This is a genomic window from Hydrogenophaga sp. (genome assembly GCF_026125825.1).
In the GTDB taxonomy this organism is placed as follows: Bacteria; Pseudomonadota; Gammaproteobacteria; order Burkholderiales; family Burkholderiaceae_C; genus Hydrogenophaga.
Genome location: NZ_JAHCKK010000046.1, coordinates 17,519 through 36,598 on the forward strand (window position 1 = coordinate 17,519; position 19,080 = coordinate 36,598).

Below are 19,080 nucleotides of genomic sequence, written 5' to 3' on the forward strand. Positions count from 1 at the left end.
ACGTCTGGCAACGACTTTGACCGAGTATGTGGAACAGGTTAGCGCGGAATTGCCTGTAATACGGTCACGGGGTGCGCAAACCACCCAGCAATGGAGCCCCACATGAACACACAGACCTTGAAAACCCCCTGGAGCCGCACCTCGGCCGTGGCCCGTGGCCTCACCCTTGCCACCCTGGCCGCGGGTGCCTGGGCCTTGTCGGCCATGGGCTCGCAGGCCCACGCCCGCAGCGACGTGCATTGGTCCATCGGTGTCAACACCCCCGGCGTGGTCGTGGGCGTATCGAACGCCCCGCCGGTCTACTACGCGCCACCCCCCGTGTACTACGCGCCGCCGCCGGTCTACTACGCCCCGCGCCCGATCTACTACGGGCCCCCGCCGGTGTACTACGCCCCGCGTCCCGTCTACCGATCCGGTTGGGGCCCCGCACCGCGATGGGAGGGCCGCCGCCATGGCCACCACCGGCATGACCGTTACGACGGCTACCGCCGCTGAATCCGGCGTGTGATCAGACCGCGCCCGCGCCGCGGGCGATGCGCGCAGCCAGCCGCGCCGCCAGGCGCGAGGTGATGCAGTCGCGGTCGAGCACCGGGCAGAGTTCGGCGATGTCGGCCGCCACCACGCGGCCCGAGGCCATCACCTGATCGATCAGCCGCTCCACGTGGGCCAGCGGCACCCCCAGCATGGCGGGCGCTGAGACCCCCGGGGCCTGTGCCCCGGGCAGCACATCCAGGCACACCGTGAGGTACACCGCATCGCAATCGGCCAGGTCCACGGCCAGGGCCTGCTGCGCGTCCTGCAGGCCGCCTGCGTCCTGCAAGTGTTCGTCCAGCCAGTAGCGCACGCCGATCTGCCCGGCCCGGTCGAACAGGGCCTGGGTGTTGGCGAAGCGGCTGATGCCCAGTGCCCGGTAGTTGAACGTTTGCTTGTGCTGCACGCACCAGTCGTGCATCTGGCGAAAAGGCGTGCCCGAGTTGGCCTGCGCTGCCGTGCGCAGGTCGAAGTGCGCGTCCAGGTTCACCACCAGCAGGCGGCTCGCGTTGCGATGCACCTTCACGATGCCCTGGAAGGTGCCCCAGGCCATCTCATGACCGCCGCCCAGCACCAGCGGCATGCTGCGGCGCTGGAGGGCATAGGCCACGTAGGCGCCCAGGCTTCTCTGGGCCCCTTCGAGGCCGCGGTTCTCGCAGGTCACATCGCCCGCGTCCCACACCACAGGCTCACCCATCACCGGCAGATTGCACAGCGCGTGGCGCAGCGAGACGGGGCCGCGTGCCGCGCCGGCGCGCCCGCCGTTGCGGCGCACGCCTTCGTCCACCGCGAAGCCGATCAGCGTGACGCCGCCGGCGGACTGGGTGGTGACGTGGCGCACATGCTGGTGCCAACGGGTGGTGACGCCGGTCTCCTCGGCGTCCACGCGGCCGCTCCACTCAAAGGGGGGTGTCATGTCCATGGGACCTCCTTTCCTGTCCATTCACCACCACGCGGTGGCAGGGGTTGCGGCCAAACCAGTAGGCCAGTTCGTTGGGGTGTTCGAGGTGCCAGGCCACGAAGTCGGCGCGCTGGTCGGGCGCGAGCCGGCCCCGGTCGGCCAGGCCCAGGGCGCGCGCCGCATGCACCGTGATGCCCTGCACCGCTTCGAGCGGCGTGAGCCGGAACAAGGTGCAGGCCATGCTCGCCATGAGCAGCAGCGACAGGCCCGGCGAGGTGCCGGGGTTGTGGTCGGTGGACACGGCCATGGGCACGCCGGCCGCGCGCAGGGCCGCGATGGGAGGCAGCTGGGTTTCGCGCAGGAAATAGTAGGCGCCGGGCAGCAGCACGGCCACGGAACCGGCCGCCTGCATCGCCGCGATGCCTTCGGCGCTCAGGTGTTCGAGGTGGTCGCACGAGAGCGCCCCATAGGCGGCCGCGAGCGCGGCACCGCCCTGGTCGGACAGTTGCTCGGCGTGCAGCTTCACCGGCAGCCCCAGGCCGGCCGCCGTGTCGAAGACGCGGCGGGTCTGCGCCGGCGAAAAGCCGATGCGTTCGCAGAAGGCGTCTACCGCATCCACCAGGCCCTGCGCGTGCAGCTCGGGCAGCCACGCGCAGACGGCATCGATGTACCGGTCGGGCTCGCCCTCGAATTCGGGCGGCACGGCATGGGCGCCCAGGAAGGTGGTGCGCACGCTCAGCGGCAGTTCGGCAGCGAGCTGCCGCGCCACGCGCAGGCAGCGCGCCTCGGCCTGGAGCGAAAGGCCGTAGCCGGACTTGATCTCCAGCGTTGTCACACCCTCGGCCATGAGGCACAGCGCGCGCTGCCGGGCGCTGGCCAGCAATTGCGCGTCGCTCGCGGCGCGGGTGGCCGCCACGCTGGCGCGGATGCCGCCACCGGCGCGTGCGATCGCTTCGTAACTCACGCCCTGCAAGCGCTGCTCGAACTCGGCGGCGCGCTGCCCGCCATACACCAGGTGGGTGTGGCAGTCCACCAGCCCCGGGGTGAGGAGCGCACCGCCCAGGTCCACCTCGAGCGCAGGCCGGGCCTGCGCGGGCAGGTCTGCCAGGGCGCCCACCCAGGCGATGCGCCCGCCCTCGGTGAGCAGGGCGCCCCCGTCGATCAGACCCCAGCCATCACATCCCCTGGCCGGGTCCAGCGTGGCCAGCCGGGTGTTGTGCCAGAGGGTGAGGGGGCTCATGGCGGCGCGGGCCTGGTCAGGACGCCCAGATGGCGGCACACAGATCCTCTTGCCCGGCACCGGCCTGGCCTTGCAGCACCAGCTGCAGCGCGGCCTCGATGTCGGGGGCGAACAGGCGGTCTCGCGCATAGAAGGGCACGCGCTCGCGCAGTGCGGCGTGGGTGCGCGCCAGGCGCGGGCTGGTGACCAGCGGGCGGTGGAAGTCCACCCCTTGCGCGGCGGCCAGCCATTCGATGCCGAGGATGGTCGCCGTGTTGCGGGCCATCTCGTCGAGCCGGCGCCCGGCGAAGGTGGCCATGCTCACGTGGTCTTCCTGGTTGGCGCTGGTGGGCAGGCTGTCCACGCTGGCCGGGTGGGCGTGCGACTTGTTTTCCGAGGCCAGCGCGGCGGCGGTCACGTGCGCGATCATGAAGCCCGAGTTCAGGCCCGGGTTGTCCACCAGGAAGGGCGGCAGGCCCGAGAGCGTGCTGTCGATCAGCAGCGCGATGCGCCGCTCCGAGATGGCGCCGATCTCGGCGATGGCCAGCGCCAGCGTGTCGGCCGCGAAGGCCACCGGCTCGGCGTGGAAGTTGCCGCCCGAGATCACCTCGTTGGTGTCGACGAACACCAGCGGGTTGTCGGTCACCGCATTGGCTTCGATCAGCAGCGTGCGCGCGGCGTTGGCGATCAGGTCGCGGCAGGCGCCCATCACCTGGGGCTGGCAGCGCAGGCTGTAGGGGTCCTGCACGCGCTCGTCGTTGTCCAGGTGCGAGAGCCGGATCTGGCTGCCCGCCAGCAGCGCGCGCGTGGCCGCCGCCACGGCGATCTGGCCGGGCTGGCCGCGCGCCGTGTGGATGCGGGGGTCGAACGGCGCGTCGCTGCCCTTGGCGGCGTCCACGCACAGCGCGCCGATCACGGTGCCGGCCTCCAGCAGCCGCTCGGCCATGAAGAGGCCGTGCAGCGCCAGCGCGGTGGACACCTGGGTGCCGTTGATCAGGGCCAGGCCTTCCTTGGCCGCGAGCACCAGGGGCGCGATGCCGGCGTCCTTCAAGGCGCTGGCCGCTGGCACGCGCTGACCGCGCACCCACACATCGCCTTCGCCCATCAGCGCCAGCGTCATGTGCGAGAGCGGGGCGAGGTCGCCCGAGGCGCCCACCGATCCCTTGACCGGGATCAGCGGCGAAATGCCGGCGTTCAGCAGGGCCAGCAAGGTGTCGATCACGACCGGCCGAACGCCCGAGTGGCCGCGCGCGAGGCTGGCGGCCTTCATCAGCACCACCAGGCGCACCGTGGCCTCGCTCATGGGCTCGCCGGTGCCCACCGCGTGCGACAGGATCAGGTTGCGCTGCAGGGTCTCGAGCTGCTCGTCCGGGATGCGGGTGCGCGCCAGCTTGCCGAAACCGGTGTTGATGCCGTAGGCCGCGTCGCCCTGGCGCACGATCGCGTGGATCGCCGCGGCTGAGGCGGCGATGCCGGCCTGCGCCTCGGGCGCGAGTTGAATGTGCAGGGCCTGCTGCCAGACGGCGCGCAGGTCGCTCAGGGCCATCTGGCCGGGTTGGAGGGTCAGGGTGGAAAAGCTCATGGGGGAGGAGTGTCTCGCGCCGGGGGTCAGGCCACCATCGGCAGTTTCAGGCCGTGCTTCTTCGCGGTGGCGATGGCCAGCTCGTAGCCCGCGTCGGCATGGCGCATCACGCCCGAGCCGCAGTCGTTCACCAACACGCGAGCCAGGCGCTCGGCCGCCGCGTCGCTGCCGTCGGCCACGATCACCATGCCCGCGTGCTGCGAGTAACCCATGCCCACCCCGCCGCCGTGGTGCAGGCTGACCCAGCTCGCGCCCCCGGCGGTGTTGAGCAGGGCGTTGAGCAGCGGCCAGTCGCTCACCGCGTCGGTGCCATCGCGCATCCCTTCGGTCTCCCGGTTGGGGCTGGCCACCGAGCCGGTGTCCAGGTGGTCGCGGCCGATCACGATCGGGGCCTTGAGTTCGCCCGAGCGCACCATCTCGTTGAACGCCAGGCCCGCGATGTGGCGTTCGCCCAGGCCCAGCCAGCAGATGCGTGCCGGAAGCCCCTGGAACGCGATGCGCTCGCGCGCCATGTCCAGCCAGCGGTGGGTGTGATGGTTGTGCGGAAACAGCGCCTTGATCTTGGCGTCGGTCTTGTGGATGTCCTGCGGGTCGCCGGAGAGCGCCACCCAGCGGAACGGGCCTTTGCCCTCGCAGAACAGCGGGCGGATGTAGGCCGGCACGAAGCCGGGGAAGTCGAAGGCATTGGCCACGCCCTGGTCCAGGGCCACCTGGCGGATGTTGTTGCCGTAGTCCACCGTGGGAATGCCCATCGCGTGGAAATCGAGCATGGCCTGCACGTGCGTCGCACAGCTTTTCGCGGCGGCGTCCACCAGCCGCGCGTGCTGCGCCGGGTCGCGCTGCGCGGTCTTCCACTGCGTCACGCTCCAGCCCGCGGGCAGGTAGCCGTTGATCAGGTCGTGGGCCGAGGTCTGGTCCGTCACCAGGTCGGGCCGGGGGCCGCCGGCCCTGGCGCGCCTGACCAGTTCGGGCAACACCTCGGCCGCGTTGCCCAGCAGCGCGATCGAGACGGCCTCCTTGCGCGCCGTGTGGTGCCGGATCAGCGCCAGCGCGTCGTCGATGTCGCTGGCCTGCTTGTCCACGTAGCGCGTGCGCAGGCGAAAGTCGATGCTGCTCTGCTGGCACTCGATGTTGAGCGAGCAGGCGCCAGCCAGCGTGGCCGCCAGGGGCTGCGCGCCACCCATGCCGCCCAGGCCGGCCGTGAGGATCCAGCGGCCGGCCAGGTCGTTGCCGTAGTGCTGGCGGCCCGCCTCGACAAAGGTCTCGAATGTGCCCTGCACGATGCCCTGGCTGCCGATGTAGATCCACGAGCCCGCCGTCATCTGTCCGTACATGAACAGGCCCTGGCGGTCCAGCTCGTTGAAGTGCTCCCAGTTCGCCCACTTGGGCACCAGGTTGCTGTTGGCAAGCAGCACGCGCGGCACGCTGGCGTGGGTCTTGAACACGCCCACCGGCTTGCCCGATTGCACCAGCAGGGTTTCGTCGTCCCCCAGCGCCTTGAGCGAGGCCAGGATCTGGTCGAAGCAGGCCCAGTCGCGCGCCGCCCGGCCTATGCCGCCGTAGACCACCAGGTGTTGCGGGTTCTCCGCCACCTCGGGGTCGAGGTTGTTCTGGATCATGCGGTAGGCGGCTTCGGCCACCCAGTTCTTGCAGTTCAGCGTGGTCCCGCGCGGCGCGCGGATCACGCGGGTGGGGTCCAGACGGGGGTCGACGGCGGTGGTCACAGGCAGGTTCCTTCAGGCGGATGGCGTTGGGTGCTGTTGTACATATTCGACCGATACGTCTATAATATGTATATACAACTTTATCTGCCCATAATCTATGCTGTCAAGACCACTTCAGCGGTTCGACCCCTGGTAGAAACCCTATGGCTCCCACGCCCCCTGCCGAACGCACGCCCGCCTACCTGCGGGTGAAACAGCACGTGCTCTCGCAGATCCAGGCGGGGGTGTGGCGCGAGGGCGATGCCATCCCGGCCGAAGAAGCGCTGGCGCGAGAGTTCGGCGTCTCGCGCATGACGGTGAACCGCGCCATCCGCGAGCTCAGCGACGAGCAGATCGTGGAGCGCGTGCAGGGCTCGGGCACGTATGTGGCGCAGCAGAAGTACCAGGCCACGCTGGTGGCGATCCGCAACATTGCCGACGAGATCACCGCGCGCGGCCACGTCCACCGCAGCGAGCTGCACCGGCTCGAGCGCGCCAAGGCGGGCGAAGCGCTGGCGCGCCGCTTCGGGCTCAAGCCCGATCAGCCGCTGTTCCACTCGGTGGTGGTGCATTTCGAGAACGACGAGCCGATCCAGGTCGAGGACCGCTGGGTCAACCCCCGGGTCGCGCCCGACTACATGGCGCAGGACTTCACCAGCCAGACGCCCAACGCCTACCTCATGCGCGTGGCGCCGCTGCAAGGTGTGCACTTCGTGATCGAGGCCCGCGTGCCACCGCCCGAGGTGGCCGAGATGCTGTACATGGCGCCGGGGGACCCTTGCCTGGTGTTGCACCGGCAGACGCAATCGCAGGGGCAGGTGGCCTCGGTCGCTGCGATGTGGCACCCCGCATCGCGCTACCAGTTCACCGGCAGCTTCTGAGCACCCTCGGCCTCACATGGCCTTGAACTGCCCCGCGTAGAGCCGGCTGACCGGCCAGTTCTCGGGGCGCCCGCGCAGGCGCAGGCTGTGCTTGCCGGCTTCGTCTCGCTGCACGCTGTCGATGGCATCGGCGCGCACCACCGTGCCCCGGTGCACCTGCCAGAACATCGCCGGGTCCAGCTGCGGCAGCAACTCCTTGAGCGGCGTGCGGATCAACACCTCGGTCTTCGCCGTGAGCACGCGCACGTACTTGTCGGCCGCCTCGAACACCAGCACCTCGCCGATGGGCACCATGCGGATGCCCTGGCCCACGCTGGCCGAGATCACCTGCAGCCGCGGCGACGGCGAGGTCTCGGCACCGGCGAGCAGGGCGCGCAGTCGTGCGAGGGTGACTTCGTCGAACGCGACGCCGCCACCGTGGCCGCTGGCGGGCTGGCGCTGCGCGAGCACCTGCTGCACGCGCTGCACGGTGCGCGCCAGGCGCTCGGGCTGCACGGGCTTGAGCACGTAGTCCACCGCCTGCGTCTCGAAGGCCTGCACCGCGTAGGCGTCGTAGGCGGTCACGAACACCAGCGCGGGAAACGGCACACCCTCGGGCCACTCGTCGGCCAGCTCGGCGGCGGCCTGCAGGCCGGTCTGGCCGGGCATGCGGATGTCGAGGAACAGCACATCGGGCCGCAGGCGCAGCGCGTGCGCCACGGCGGCTTCGCCATCGCCCACGGTGGCCAGCACCTGAAGCGCCGGCCAGGCGCGGGCGAGTTCGGCCTGCAGGGCCTGGGCCAGCAGGGGTTCGTCTTCGGCGATCAGGGCGGTGGCGTTCATGTCGGGGAGGTTTGCAAGGGCAGGGTGAGCCGCGCGCGCGTGCCGCCGCCAGGCTGTCCCTGCCAGTCCATGTGGGCGCGCTGCGGGTAGGCCGTGGCCAGCCGCTCGCGCACCTGGGAAAGCCCGAAGCCCGGCGTGGGCGAGGGCTCGCTGCCCACACCCGTGTCGCTGACTTCCAGCACCAGCTGATCGCCCTCGTGGCGCGCGCTCACGCGGATCTCGCCCCCTTGCAGGCTGGGCTCCAGGCCGTGGCGGATGCAGTTCTCCACCAGCGGCTGCAGCAGCAGGGGCGGCACCGGTTGCGAGGCAAGCGGCTCAGGCAGCTCCAGCGTGTAGCGCAGGCGCGGGCCCATGCGCACGGCCATGAGCTCCAGGTAATCGCGCAGCCGGGCGAACTCCTGCGCCAGCGTGTGGCGCCCGGCGCTGGCCTCGGTGCGCGAGGCCGTCAGCGTGGCGCGCAGGAAATCGTTGAGCCGGTCCAGCATGGCCGTGGCGCGCACCGGGTCGGCGCCGATGAGCACGCGCAGGTTGGCCAGCGTGTTGAACAGCATGTGCGGCTCCAGTTGCGATTCGAGCAGGCGCAGGCGCGCTTCGCTGGCCTGGCGCTGCGCCTCTTCCTGCGCGAGGCGCGCATGCGCCAGCATGGCGCGGCTGGTGAAGTAATAGGCGCCGAAGCCCCCCGCGGCCAGCGACATCAGCACAAAGCCCAGCGTGGCGCGGGGCACGTTGCTCAGGCTCGCGAACAGCTCGCGGCCCAGCAGCAGGTTCGCCAACACACTGCCACCCACATAAGACGTCAGCACCGCCACCACCACCAGCAAGGCCATGCGCCAGACGCCGGGCCAGCCGTCGGGGCTCAGCACGTGGCGGCCGCCGTCGATCATCGCCCAGATGCCCAGCCCGATGCACTGCGAGTACACCAGGTTGACCCCGAAGGCGTCGCCGTTGACCGCCGTGATGATCAACGCGATCACGGTGTTGACCACCACCACCACGAGGGCGCGGCGGGCGGCGATGCGGGTCTTGAACGGCGGCATGCCCGCAGTATCCCGCATGCCCGCCGCAGCCAGGGGATTCACCGGCCGTGTTCCCGCTGGAGCCGCTCGCGCTCCTGCTCCACCAGGCGCTGCTGCAGCCCACCGCCACCCAGCACGAGCCACACCACCAGGCCATGGATCAGCAGGCCCAGGCCCCAGCCCAATGCGGGGTAGATCGCCCAGTGGCGGCCGCTGGAGATCGAGAGCAGGGCCAGCACGCTGTTGACCGAGAGGAACACCAGTGCGTGCACGTACCAGCCCATGCGCGCGCCCGCGCGGCGGCGTGCCAGGCGGTCCAGGTCGTTGAGTTCGGGGTTCGAGAGGTTCATGGTGTGCTCCATTGAAAAAAGAGAAGACGGGAAAAACGGGGTTCAGGCCAGGCCCAGCCACTGGCTCCAGACCAGGCCGCCCAGGTAGCGGTTGGGCAGCAGGGTGAAGGCACCGGCCACCAGGCAGGCGCTCACGTACAGCCCCACCATCACGCGCCGGTGCGTGTTCACCTGGCCGCGCAGCAGCGCGCGGAACGCCAGGAACAGGCTGCCGAACACGATGGGCACCAGCAGGTGAACCGGTGTGTAGCCCGCCACGTTGGGCAACTTGAAATCGCGGATGAAGATGGCCGAGATCGCGGTGACCAGCATCAGCGTGACCCAGGCATAGCCGATGGCGCGGTGCAGGCGCGGGCGCTGGTGGTGTGGCTGGCGCGCGGCGTGTCCGCGCCGCGCCCACAGCGCCACCGGGCCCAGCACCACGGCTGCGATGGCGGCGGTCATGTGGACGGCGATCAGGGGAGTGAGTTGCATGGTGGGCTCCGTCGGTGGGGATGGAGCGCACTGTGCCGAGGAGGCGCGCGCGGTGCCAGCGGCTTGCGACCGAAGCGCCCGGGTGCGAGGCGAAACGCCGCCAGCGCGGCGTGAAATGCAGGCGGACGAACTCAGCCCGCCAGGGGCCTGGCGCTCAGCGTGAAGCTGAAGGTGGCGCCCCGGCCGGGTTCCGCGCTGGCCTTGAGCTCACCGCCATGGCGCTGCACGATGCGCAGCGCGGTGGCCAGGCCGATCCCCAGGCCGCTGAACTCGTGCGGCATGTGCAGCCGCTGGAAAGGCTGGAACAGCTTGGCCGCGCGCGCCATGTCGAAGCCCGCGCCGTTGTCGATCACGCGAAAGCGCTGCTGGCCGTGCTCGTAGGTGCCCTCCACGCGGATGACCGCCTCCGCCGTGTTTGCCGTGTACTTCCAGGCGTTGTGCAGCAGGTTCTGCATCAGCGCCTCCACCAGCGCCGGGTCTGCCATCACATGCAGGCCGGGCTCGATCTGCCAGCGCACCCGGCGCTGCGGCTCGGCGCCCGCGAACTCCTCCAGCAAACGGCTGGCGATGGCGCTCAGGTGCACCGGCTGGCGCTGCAGCTCGCCGCGCGCGAACTGCGACAGCGTGAGCAGGCCGTCGATCAGCTCGCCCATCTTCTTGCTTGCCGCCGTGATGCGCTGCAGGTGCCCCTGGCTGTCGCTGCTCATGCCAGGGTTGTCTTCTTGCAGGGCCTGCGCGAAGCCGTTGATGATGCGCAGCGGCGAGCGCAGATCGTGCGCCACCGCATACGAATAGCTCTCCAGCTCGTTGTAGGCGGCCTTCAGGGCCTCGGTGCGCTGGTGGATGCGCTGCTCCAGCGAAGCGTTGAGCTGCTGGATCTCCAGCTCGGCGCGCTTGCGCTTGCTCACGTCCTGGATCACGCCGAGCGCGGTGACCGCGCGCCCCTGCGCGTCGCGCTTGAACTCGGCCTGCACCAGAAACCAATGCTCCTCGCCACCGAACAGCAGCCGGTATTCAAGGTGGTAATCGGCCTTGCCCTGCAGCGCGAGTTTCCACAGCTGCAGTGCCCTCGGAAAATCGTCCGGGTGCGTCAGCGCGATCATCTCCTGCGCGCTGAAATCCGCCGAGGGCAGGCCCAGGATCTTGTGCGAACCCGCCAGTGTCACGAAGCGCCCCGTGACGAGGTCGGCGCGCCAACTGGCCAGCCCCGCCAGCGCATGGGCCTGGCGCAGCAGATCCTCGCTCGTGCGAAGCGCCTCCTCGATCGCCATGCGCGCGCTGATGTCCTGCACCACCGCGATCAGGTAGTCGGGCTCGCCCGATGCCTTGCGCACCAGCGAGATCGTGACGTGCGCCCAGATCACGTGGCCCCGCCGGTGGATGTAGCGCTTCTCGAAGCTGTAGTGGTTGATCTCGCCGGCCAGCGCGCGCCGGAGCTGGCTCATGTCCAGCTCCAGGTCGTCGGGGTGGGTGAAGTCGCGGAAATGCCGCTTCAGCATCTCCTCCTTCGTGTAGCCCATCATGTCGCAGTAGGTCTGGTTCAGGCGGATCCAGCGGCCGTCCAGGTGGTTGTGCGCCATGCCGGTGGCGCTCTGCTCGAAGGTGTCCTCCAGTTGCCGCTTGCTTTGCTGGAGTTGCTCGGTGGCCTCCTGGAAACGCTGGTTGCGGCGCTGCATCATCGTGATCGCGCCCACCACCACCAGCTGCGCCAGCAGATGCCAGAGGTTGAGCCAGAAGGCCTCGCTCGGGTTCTCGATCGCCAGGCTCCAGTAGGGCTTGATCATCAGGTAGTTGATCAGCGCCGCCCCCAGCAGCGCGCTCAGCAGGCCCGGGAGGAGACCGCCGTACAACGCGGCCAGCGCGGTTGCCAGAGAGAGCGTGATGAAGCGCCCGCCCGACTCGGCCGGCGCCAGCGCCATGCGCAGCCACACGGCTGCAAAGGTGAGCGCCACGGCCACCGCGCAGCGAAGCCAGATGCTGTGTTCCCCGGGCTGCCAGTTCACCACGCGCTGCCAGAGCGTTTGCAGCGGGCTCGTGGAGGACGGGGGTGGCGTCATGGGCGCAAGGTCGGTGGGGTGGCCCAGCTTACACCGGTCTGCCTCAGGATGGCTTTCTGGCGGGCGCCAGGGCGTGAAGCATGTCATCGATGGCCGCGGCCGTCTCCAGCGGCCTTTCCATCGGAAACAGGTGGCTGCCCTCCAGGATGCGCAGCCGCTCCGGGTGCGCCTTGCCCACCAGGCGCAGCGTCATCGCCATGCCCACCTGCTTCATTTCCTGCGAGTCGGTGCCGCCGATGAAGCCCACCGGGCATTGCAGCGGGTGGCGGCGCAGCAGGCGGTCCAGGTTGTGGGGCAGGGTGTTGTAGATCGCGGTCTCCACCTCGCGATCGAACGCCAGCACGCGGTGCGGCCGGCCCTGCGCGTCGGCCGCGTCGCGCGTGCCGTGCTGGATGTAGTCGCGCAGCACATTCGGGTCCCACCGGGCAAACGCCTTCTTGCTGCTGAAGTGGGCGTGCGCGGTCTGCGCATCGGGCCAGCTGTGGCGCCGGCGCCGGCTCACCTTGCCGGGCGAGACCGAGCCCACCAACTGCGTGCGCTTGATCAGTTCGAGCGTGCGCGCGCGCCAGCCGCCAAGCACTGGCGAATCGATCAGCACCACGCCGCGCACCGCGTGCCCGCCCAGGCGGGGGTGGCGCGCCGCGCACATCAGGCTCAGGAAACCGCCCAGCGAGTGGCCCACCAGCCAGGCGCCCTGGCCGTGGCGCTCGACCTCGGGAGCGGCGAAATCCGCCAGCTGCTGCACCAGGTGGGGCCAGTTGCTCGTCACCGGGTACTGCGGCTCATGGCCGAAGCGGTCCACCGCGCGCACCGTGTGGCCGCGCGCGCGCAGCGACTTGAACAGCACCCCGTACGTGCTGGCAGGGAAACTGTTGGCGTGGGAGAAAACGATCAGCGACATGCCTTCAGATCAGCTTTTCCTGGCTGTTGGTGATCTTCTTGAGCGGCGCATTGCGCACGTTGTCGCTCAGCAGCGGCACCTCGGTGTGGGCGTCGTCCCAGGTCGGGTCCTCGATCTCGTCGAACACCTCGCGCAGCTTCTGGCCCCAGGTCTTGTGCAGCATGCGGAAGTAGGGGTTGTCGTTGTCGATGCAGGTGATCTTGTCCGACTGCAGCATGTTGGCCTCGTACACCGCCAGATCCAGCGGCAGGCCCACCGACAGGTTGGACTTCAGCGTGGAATCCATCGACACCAGCACGCACTTGGCCGCCTCGTCCAGCGGCGTCTCGGGCCCAATCACGCGGTCCAGCACCGGCTTGCCGTACTTGGACTCGCCGATCTGGAAAAACGGGGTCTCCGCCGTGGCCTCGATGAAGTTGCCCGCCGAATACACCTGGAACAGGCGCATGCCCTCGCCGCGCACCTGGCCGCCGAAAATCATCGACGCGTTGAAATCCACCCCCGCGCGCTGCAGTGCATCGCCGTCGCGCTCGTACACATGGCGCACCGCCGAGCCCAGCACGCGAGCCGCATCGAACATGCTCTTGGCGTTCCAGATCGTGACGGGTTCACCCCCATCCGGGTCTGTGAGTTGCTCCACCTGGAGGATCTCGCGCACCGACTGCGAAATGCTCAGGTTGCCCGCCGACAGCAGGCACATGAAGCGCTCGCCCGGCTTTTCATAGACGATCATCTTGCGGAAGGTGCTGATCTGGTCCAGGCCCGCGTTGGTGCGCGAGTCCGAGAGGAAGACCATGCCCGCGTTGAGTTTGACGGCGACGCAGTAAGTCATGATGAAGAAGAGGTAGCGAGTTTCTTGAGGGCGTACAGCTGTTCCAGCGCCTCGCGCGGGCTCAGGGTGTCGGGGTCGATCTGCGCCAGTGCCGCCTGCAGCGGGTGCGCTTCAGGCTCCAGTGTGGCAGGTGGCGGCGCGAACAGGTCCACCTGGCTGCGGCTTTCTTCGCTCTGGGCCTCCAGAGCGGCCAGGGCGTGGCGCGCATGCTGCACCACCCCCGCCGGCACGCCCGCCAGCCGCGCCACCTGGATGCCGTAGCTGCGGCTGGCCGGGCCCGGCTCGATCTGGTGCAGGAACACGATGCCCCCGCCGCCCTTGCCGCCCGACTCCACCGCGCTCACGTGCACATTCACCGCCGCGTGGTGGCTCGCCGGGAACTCCGTCAGCTCGAAATAGTGCGTGGCAAACAGCGTGTACGCGCGCGACTTGTCGTGCAGGTGCGTGGCAATGCCGCCGGCCAGCGCCAGGCCGTCGAACGTGGACGTGCCCCGGCCGATCTCGTCCATCAGCACCAGGCTCTCGGGCGTGGCCGCATGGAGAATCTGCGCCGCCTCGGTCATCTCGACCATGAAGGTCGACTGCGCATTGGCCAGGTCGTCGGCCGCGCCGATGCGGGTGTGGATCGCATCGATCGGGCCCAGCCGGCACGACGTGGCCGGCACATGGCTGCCCATGCTGGCCAGCAGCACGATCACCGCCACCTGCCGCATGTACGTGCTCTTGCCGCCCATGTTCGGGCCGGTGATCACCTGCATGCGCTGCTTGGGGCCCATCACCGTGTCGTTGGCGATGAAGCTGCCGCCCGAACTCTCGTTGAGCCGTGCCTCCACCACCGGGTGGCGGCCGCCGCGGATGTCGATGCACGGCTCCGGCACGAACTGCGGCGCACACCAGTTCTGCGTGAGCGCGCGCTCGGTCAGCGCGCACAGCGCGTCCAGCGCCGCCATGGCGCGCGCCAGCTGCGTGAGCGCAGGCACGTAGGCCTGCAGCTCGTCCAGCAGGTGCTCGTACAGCCACTTCTCGCGCGCCAGCGCGCGGTCTTGCGCCGACAGCGCCTTGTCTTCAAAAGCCTTGAGCTCGGGCGTGATGAACCGCTCGGCATTTTTCAGCGTCTGGCGGCGGCGGTAATCGTCCGGCACCTTGGAGGCCTGGCCCTGCGTGACCTCGATGTAGAAGCCGTGCACCTTGTTGAACTGCACGCGCAGGTTGGCGATGCCGGTGCGCGCGCGCTCGCGCTGCTCCAGCTCGATCAGGAACGCATCGCTGTGGTTCTGGATGCCGCGCAGCTCATCGAGTTCGGCATCGAAGCCGTCGGCAATCACCCCGCCGTCGCGCACCAGCGCCGCCGGCTCGGGCAGCAAGGCGTCTCGCAGCAGCTCGGCGCAGCCCTCGGGCGGCGTGAGGTGCGCCGCAATGCCGTGCAGCAGACCACCCGCCGCCTGCGGCCCCAGCTGCGCCGCCAGTTGCCGCGCGCGCTCCAGCGTCTGCCCCAGGCCCACCAGCTCGCGCGGCTTCACCTGGCGCAGCGCCGTGCGCGCCGTGATGCGCTCCACATCGCTCGCGCCCTTGAGCGACTGCCGCAACGACTGCCACAGGCCCCCGCGCAGCGTGTCGATGGCGGCCAGGCGTGCGCGCGCCTCGCTGCGATCGCGCCGGGGCTCCAGCAGCCAGCTGCGCAGCGCCCGGCTGCCCATGCCCGTGCAGCACACGTCCAGCAGCGAAAACAGCGTGGGGCTCGGCTCGCCGCGCAGCGTCTGCGTCAGCTCCAGATTGCGCCGCGTGTTGAGCGGCAGATCAATCCGCTCGCCGCTGCGCGCCACCTGCAGGCTGCTCACGTGCGTGAGCGCGCGGCCCTGCGTGTGCTCGGCGTAATTCAGCAGCGCGGCGGCGGCCGCATGCGCGTCCGGCATGTCCTGCGCGTCCCAGGCGGCCAGGCTTGCGGCCTGCAACTGCTCCAGCAGCTTGCGCTGGCCCAGGGCCGCATCAAACGCCCAGGCCGGGCGCAACACCGCCACCAGCCGCCCGCCAAGGCTGCCGCTCTGGGTGGCCAGCGCCTGCACCGATTTCTCGAACGCGGGCGTAGCCTCCGCGCTGTACAACACCTCGCCTGGGGCGACACGCGCCACCCAGTCGGCCAGCTCGTCGCTCGCGCACTGCGCGAGAAAAACAATGCCTTGCGTCACCGACATCCACGCCAGCCCACAACCCGTGCGCGCGCCCGGGTGCACCGCCATCAACACCGCTTCGGACTTGTCCGACAGCAGCTCGCTGTCCGTCAGCGTGCCCGGCGTCACCACGCGCACCACCTTGCGCTCCACCGGCCCCTTGGCCGTGGCCACGTCGCCCACCTGCTCGCAGATCGCCACCGACTCGCCCAGCTTGATCAGGCGCGCCAGGTACGTGTCCACCGAGTGGAAGGGCACACCGGCCATCACCACCGGCTGGCCGGCCGACTGGCCGCGCTGCGTGAGCGTGATGTCCAGCAGCCGCGCGGCCTTCTCCGCGTCCGCGAAAAACAGCTCGTAGAAATCGCCCATGCGGTAGAACAGCAGCGTGTTCGGGTGCCCGGCCTTGAGGCCCAGGTACTGCTGCATCATGGGCGTGTGCTGCGACAGGTCCGCCGGGGTGGCGGGGCTGTCGGAAAAATCCTTTTTCATCGATGACGTCGTGAATTTCTGGCCAAAAGTTCACCGCACTGTGCCGTGGCACGGGCTGCTTCGGTGGCAGCGGGCGAAGGGCAGTGGGAACGGTGAACGGCGCGGGGAGTGAGAGGGGAAGGCGGCTCGATGCCCGAGCTATATCTTATGTCTTACGACACAAGCCTCAGCCTCACTGCCCGTTTTTTTGGCAACACAGCGGCAAGCCCCGCAGGAGCTCGCTGCCGCCAGGTTGCTCCAGCGACATCCACAAGCTTATGCACAGAAAGAAGGGACAAGTGCGGCGCCGTCAGCCCAGGAAGAAATCCATGGGAATCAACTCGATGCCCCAGCCACCCTCTTCACCCAGGGTCGCCGCCGGGTGCATGGAAGCCAGGCGCAGCGCTTCGTCTCGGGTCGCCGCCTCGATGATGAACAGACCCCCCACCATCTCCTTGGCCTCGGTGTAGGGCCCGTCCGTGATCTGCGGCTTGCCGCCGCGCGGGCGCAGCGACACCCAGTCCTTCGGCTCGGCCAGCGACGCCGATACCACCATCTTTCCAGTGGCGCGCATCTTCTCGTCCAGCGCCGGGCACTGGCTCACCAGGGCCTGCACATCGTCGGGCGCCATGGCGGCGAACTTGGCGGGGTTGTAGTAGGCAAGACCGAGGTACTTCATGGGCAACTCCATTGAGGGGGTGACGGGGGCATGCCTTCACGACGAAGCGGGCCCCCGGCCATCGACAACCGAACCGCAAAAACCGCCCCGTTATCCCGCCAGCGGCAGCACATACCCCGTGCCCAGCAAAGTGCGGCCCGACAGCAGCGCGAACTTCGTGCCGCCCTGGAGCTGCGCCAGCGCCAGCTCCGGCCGCAGAAACTGCACCTCCAGCGTGCAAGGCACCTCGGGCACCGGCTCCCCATCGGTGGGCACGGCCAGCCGCGTGGTGAACCCCTCGGAGCCCACCACCAGCGCCCCGTCGAAATACCCCGCGCGGATCGGCCGGCTCTGCCGTGGCGTGTCTGCCGCGAGCAAGGTGAGTTCGATCCGGGCGTCCGGCCTGAACACCGTGCCCGCCGCGAAACCCTGCGGCTGGTGCTTCGGCGCCTTCGCCCGCTGGATCAGCCAACCGATGATGTTGCCGATGATCGGCAGCCACAGCACCATCAGCACCGAACCCAGATCGCGCGCCAGCGAAGGCTGAGGCGCCAGCCAGCGCACCACCCCGCCAATCAGCGCGAGCACCAGCATCATCACCGTGATGATCTGCCGCCGCCTGGAAATGGAAGACGAAGGAGGGGAAGAGGGGGAAGAAGAAGGTTGTGTCATGGTGGTGCAGGATACGGCTTGCCGCGCATCCTGCCCACCGCGGCGGATCAGACGCCATGCCGCCTGCACAGGCGCCGTCTGGGCCTGCCGCGCCACGTCATGGCGTGTGGGCCCCCCATCCGGCGAACTTCATGAGGTCAGCTTTTCATCGCTCAGGCCCAGCTCGCGCAGCACCGCGAGGCGGCAGAGGCTGGCCATGGAGCGGTGTTCGAGCCGGGCCCGCTCCTTCACATGCTCCAGCTCCAACGGCGTGAGACGCAGCGCAATGGGGCGCGAACTGTTGACCCCGTTGGGCACGCGTTTGCGAGACGAAGAGACAGCGAACGTGGACATGGACAAAGTGCTCCTTTCCCTGGGCTAGCATTGAGTAACGGAAAAATACACAACAAGTACTTTTTGAGTACATGTTTATTCCATCATATCCTAGCTGTGGCAAAAATGAGTACTTTCTTGGAGCGGTTTTTGGAGGAAAGGCGTCGGCTCCAACTGAATCAGCAAGAGCTTGCCGACGCCGTCGGTATCTCAAAGCGCTCGATCGGGAACTACGAGCGTGGCGAACGCAATCCCGATGCGGAAGTGCTCGTCAAGCTGGGCGAGGTTGGCATGAACGTGTGCTACCTCCTGACTGGCAAGCGCATCTCAACAAGACTGGGCCTGGAGCCAATGCAACGCGCGGTACTTGATGATTTCGATCGCTGCACGCATGAGATGCAGATCGAAGCTGTGAGGTACATGGCGCTCCTAGCTGAGGGCACCGTTCCTTCTGCGCCTTCCAACCAGATTCACAAGCCTCGGAAGAGAGAAACCGAAGCCAAACGCCAGAAGAGCCGCTAACCATCGATGCAGAAGCAAGAGCTGAAAGGCACAGTCGGAGCCTTTCCTTCTTCGCTATGACATCGGGCAGAGAACCGTGAGACTGCTTTAGACCGGGTGCAGTCGGCCGCACTTGCGTTGCGAGCGTGCGATCTTTGCCACATTGCAGACGTTGCGGCATGCGCTGCCGGAGACCCAACTGCTGGCAAACTATGGGGCACGGCTAGACTTCGGCATTCGGCCAATCGCGCTCGCTCGCCCCGCCTATCAGTCAATGACCGGTGTCGGGGACCTCTGTCATTCGCGCGACCCGACCCGACCGGCCGCACCCAGTCTGAAGCTGCCTTCCAAACATCAAGGGCGGCTGTGCAGCGATAGCTGCCGAAGCAGGCCGATTCTGAGCTCACGCTACCCATTGAAGACCGGACGTTCGCCGCAGGACGCTTGGTGGAGGCATGACGATGGTTGAATCCTTGTATGGGCGTTCGCCACACCGCTGTCAGATGCGAAATCGCCACTCCTCTCAACGACGCCCCACCCATGTATCGCTCCGGCATGAGGCTAAAAACGTTGGCCACAGCCGCATTTGCTGCGTCATTACTCGAGAGAGAAGAACTTTTCAGCAAACTCTTCAACGCTCATCATTGGTGTGGTGCGGTGGATGGCGCGATGGCAACTAGGGCACAGAACGGCTAAATCTTTCATGAACGTCTTGGTCGGTGCCTCCAGTTCCGAGAGGGGGACTTTGTGATGGACTTCCCATATGGCAGCGTTTAATCCGGGATACTTGAGCGCTGAATATGATCCGCACGCCTCACACTCCAACCCGTCCTCTGTCATCGCCAATCGACGCTTTTCGTCAGCTAACGAGGGATTGCGTTCGTGCCGCAGGTGAGAAATGAGCTTTTTCTGCCCTTCAATCGCCCCGGCGTCGACGTCCGGTCCAAGCGTCGGCCCCAGCCCCGCAACAAAGTTCGCAAGCTCGAACGGCATAACTTCCTGTCGCAGCTTCTCCCACGCCGCCCGATT

Annotated in this window: 19 protein-coding genes; 3 read left to right on the forward strand and 16 right to left on the reverse strand. The window is 68.4% G+C overall.

Translation table 11 applies throughout. The features are described from left to right. The first annotated feature begins 102 nt into the window (after positions 1 to 102). Positions 103 to 495, forward strand: a complete 393-nt coding sequence (locus tag KIT86_RS15085; RefSeq protein WP_297399759.1) for a hypothetical protein — start codon at positions 103 to 105, stop codon at positions 493 to 495. A gap of 13 nt (positions 496 to 508) precedes the next feature. On the opposite strand, the gene hutG is transcribed toward KIT86_RS15085, so the two are convergent. From hutG to hutU, 4 genes are read right to left on the reverse strand one after another with little or no spacing between them, the layout of a single operon-like run. Next, positions 509 to 1,447 carry a formimidoylglutamase gene (hutG, locus tag KIT86_RS15090; RefSeq protein WP_297399761.1) on the reverse strand — a complete coding sequence of 313 codons (939 nt, stop codon included), beginning with the start codon at positions 1,445 to 1,447 and terminating at the stop codon, positions 509 to 511. Beyond that, on the reverse strand, positions 1,431 to 2,672 hold the full coding sequence (gene hutI, locus KIT86_RS15095) for an imidazolonepropionase (RefSeq protein ID WP_297399763.1): 1,242 nt from the start codon (positions 2,670 to 2,672) through the stop codon (positions 1,431 to 1,433). Before hutI ends, hutG begins: the two co-directional genes overlap by 17 nt. Positions 2,673 to 2,688: 16 nt before the next feature. After that, positions 2,689 to 4,233: a histidine ammonia-lyase gene (hutH, locus tag KIT86_RS15100; protein WP_297399765.1), complete on the reverse strand. Its 1,545-nt coding sequence runs from the start codon at positions 4,231 to 4,233 to the stop codon at positions 2,689 to 2,691. Between the two features lie 26 nt (positions 4,234 to 4,259). Then, positions 4,260 to 5,957, reverse strand: a complete 1,698-nt coding sequence (gene hutU / locus KIT86_RS15105; protein ID WP_297399767.1) for a urocanate hydratase — start codon at positions 5,955 to 5,957, stop codon at positions 4,260 to 4,262. Between the two features lie 143 nt (positions 5,958 to 6,100). Between hutU and hutC the strand changes: the two genes are divergently transcribed. After that, a complete protein-coding gene (hutC, locus tag KIT86_RS15110; protein WP_297399769.1) occupies positions 6,101 to 6,817 on the forward strand; it encodes a histidine utilization repressor in 717 nt (238 codons plus the stop codon). Positions 6,818 to 6,829: 12 nt separating this feature from the next. On the opposite strand, the gene KIT86_RS15115 is transcribed toward hutC, so the two are convergent. The 11 genes from KIT86_RS15115 to KIT86_RS15165 all read right to left on the reverse strand — a co-directional run bounded on the left by KIT86_RS15115 (position 6,830) and on the right by KIT86_RS15165 (position 17,571). Then, positions 6,830 to 7,639, reverse strand: coding sequence for a LytTR family DNA-binding domain-containing protein (locus tag KIT86_RS15115; protein WP_297399771.1), 810 nt, complete (start codon positions 7,637 to 7,639; stop codon positions 6,830 to 6,832). Continuing rightward, positions 7,636 to 8,676, reverse strand: a complete 1,041-nt coding sequence (locus KIT86_RS15120; RefSeq protein WP_297399774.1) for a sensor histidine kinase — start codon at positions 8,674 to 8,676, stop codon at positions 7,636 to 7,638. The genes KIT86_RS15115 and KIT86_RS15120 overlap by 4 nt, the downstream gene beginning before the upstream one ends. 38 nt (positions 8,677 to 8,714) lie before the next feature. Then, entirely contained in the window at positions 8,715 to 9,005 is a 291-nt protein-coding gene (locus KIT86_RS15125; RefSeq protein ID WP_297399776.1) for a 2TM domain-containing protein, read from the reverse strand. A gap of 42 nt (positions 9,006 to 9,047) precedes the next feature. Continuing rightward, positions 9,048 to 9,479: a DUF2306 domain-containing protein gene (locus KIT86_RS15130; RefSeq protein ID WP_297399778.1), complete on the reverse strand. Its 432-nt coding sequence runs from the start codon at positions 9,477 to 9,479 to the stop codon at positions 9,048 to 9,050. Positions 9,480 to 9,610: 131 nt separating this feature from the next. After that, positions 9,611 to 11,536, reverse strand: a complete 1,926-nt coding sequence (locus tag KIT86_RS15135; protein WP_297399781.1) for a PAS domain S-box protein — start codon at positions 11,534 to 11,536, stop codon at positions 9,611 to 9,613. A 43-nt stretch (positions 11,537 to 11,579) separates the two neighbouring features. After that, a complete protein-coding gene (locus tag KIT86_RS15140) occupies positions 11,580 to 12,437 on the reverse strand; it encodes an alpha/beta hydrolase (RefSeq protein ID WP_297399783.1) in 858 nt (285 codons plus the stop codon). A gap of 4 nt (positions 12,438 to 12,441) precedes the next feature. Beyond that, positions 12,442 to 13,269: a proteasome-type protease gene (locus KIT86_RS15145; protein WP_297399785.1), complete on the reverse strand. Its 828-nt coding sequence runs from the start codon at positions 13,267 to 13,269 to the stop codon at positions 12,442 to 12,444. Next, positions 13,266 to 15,929 carry a DNA mismatch repair protein MutS gene (gene mutS / locus KIT86_RS15150; RefSeq protein ID WP_297399787.1) on the reverse strand — a complete coding sequence of 888 codons (2,664 nt, stop codon included), beginning with the start codon at positions 15,927 to 15,929 and terminating at the stop codon, positions 13,266 to 13,268. The genes KIT86_RS15145 and mutS overlap by 4 nt, the downstream gene beginning before the upstream one ends. Positions 15,930 to 16,218: 289 nt before the next feature. Further along, positions 16,219 to 16,587: a YciI family protein gene (locus tag KIT86_RS15155; RefSeq protein ID WP_297399789.1), complete on the reverse strand. Its 369-nt coding sequence runs from the start codon at positions 16,585 to 16,587 to the stop codon at positions 16,219 to 16,221. Between the two features lie 90 nt (positions 16,588 to 16,677). Further along, on the reverse strand, positions 16,678 to 17,238 hold the full coding sequence (locus tag KIT86_RS15160) for a hypothetical protein (RefSeq protein ID WP_297399792.1): 561 nt from the start codon (positions 17,236 to 17,238) through the stop codon (positions 16,678 to 16,680). A gap of 129 nt (positions 17,239 to 17,367) precedes the next feature. Further along, complete coding sequence (locus KIT86_RS15165) at positions 17,368 to 17,571, reverse strand: hypothetical protein (RefSeq protein ID WP_297399794.1); 204 nt, start codon at positions 17,569 to 17,571, stop codon at positions 17,368 to 17,370. Positions 17,572 to 17,676: 105 nt separating this feature from the next. On the opposite strand from KIT86_RS15165, the gene KIT86_RS15170 reads away from it, so the two are divergent. Then, a complete protein-coding gene (locus tag KIT86_RS15170; protein ID WP_297399796.1) occupies positions 17,677 to 18,072 on the forward strand; it encodes a helix-turn-helix transcriptional regulator in 396 nt (131 codons plus the stop codon). 576 nt (positions 18,073 to 18,648) lie between these two features. Here the strand turns inward: KIT86_RS15170 and KIT86_RS15175 are convergent. Then, on the reverse strand, positions 18,649 to 19,080 hold a 432-nt coding region (locus KIT86_RS15175; protein WP_297399798.1), incomplete at its 5' end, for an HNH endonuclease.

Coding starts and splice junctions, on each gene's coding strand:
- hutC (WP_297399769.1), top strand. CDS start 6,101: ATGGCTCCCACGCCCCCTGCCGAACGCACGCCCGCCTACCTGCGGGTG.
- KIT86_RS15165 (WP_297399794.1), bottom strand. CDS start 17,571: ATGTCCACGTTCGCTGTCTCTTCGTCTCGCAAACGCGTGCCCAACGGG.
- KIT86_RS15135 (WP_297399781.1), bottom strand. CDS start 11,536: ATGACGCCACCCCCGTCCTCCACGAGCCCGCTGCAAACGCTCTGGCAG.
- KIT86_RS15155 (WP_297399789.1), bottom strand. CDS start 16,587: ATGAAGTACCTCGGTCTTGCCTACTACAACCCCGCCAAGTTCGCCGCC.
- KIT86_RS15085 (WP_297399759.1), top strand. CDS start 103: ATGAACACACAGACCTTGAAAACCCCCTGGAGCCGCACCTCGGCCGTG.
- KIT86_RS15145 (WP_297399785.1), bottom strand. CDS start 13,269: ATGACTTACTGCGTCGCCGTCAAACTCAACGCGGGCATGGTCTTCCTC.
- hutG (WP_297399761.1), bottom strand. CDS start 1,447: ATGACACCCCCCTTTGAGTGGAGCGGCCGCGTGGACGCCGAGGAGACC.
- KIT86_RS15115 (WP_297399771.1), bottom strand. CDS start 7,639: ATGAACGCCACCGCCCTGATCGCCGAAGACGAACCCCTGCTGGCCCAG.
- KIT86_RS15170 (WP_297399796.1), top strand. CDS start 17,677: ATGAGTACTTTCTTGGAGCGGTTTTTGGAGGAAAGGCGTCGGCTCCAA.
- KIT86_RS15125 (WP_297399776.1), bottom strand. CDS start 9,005: ATGAACCTCTCGAACCCCGAACTCAACGACCTGGACCGCCTGGCACGC.
- KIT86_RS15130 (WP_297399778.1), bottom strand. CDS start 9,479: ATGCAACTCACTCCCCTGATCGCCGTCCACATGACCGCCGCCATCGCA.
- mutS (WP_297399787.1), bottom strand. CDS start 15,929: ATGAAAAAGGATTTTTCCGACAGCCCCGCCACCCCGGCGGACCTGTCG.
- KIT86_RS15160 (WP_297399792.1), bottom strand. CDS start 17,238: ATGACACAACCTTCTTCTTCCCCCTCTTCCCCTCCTTCGTCTTCCATT.
- KIT86_RS15140 (WP_297399783.1), bottom strand. CDS start 12,437: ATGTCGCTGATCGTTTTCTCCCACGCCAACAGTTTCCCTGCCAGCACG.
- KIT86_RS15120 (WP_297399774.1), bottom strand. CDS start 8,676: ATGCCGCCGTTCAAGACCCGCATCGCCGCCCGCCGCGCCCTCGTGGTG.
- hutH (WP_297399765.1), bottom strand. CDS start 4,233: ATGAGCTTTTCCACCCTGACCCTCCAACCCGGCCAGATGGCCCTGAGC.
- hutI (WP_297399763.1), bottom strand. CDS start 2,672: ATGAGCCCCCTCACCCTCTGGCACAACACCCGGCTGGCCACGCTGGAC.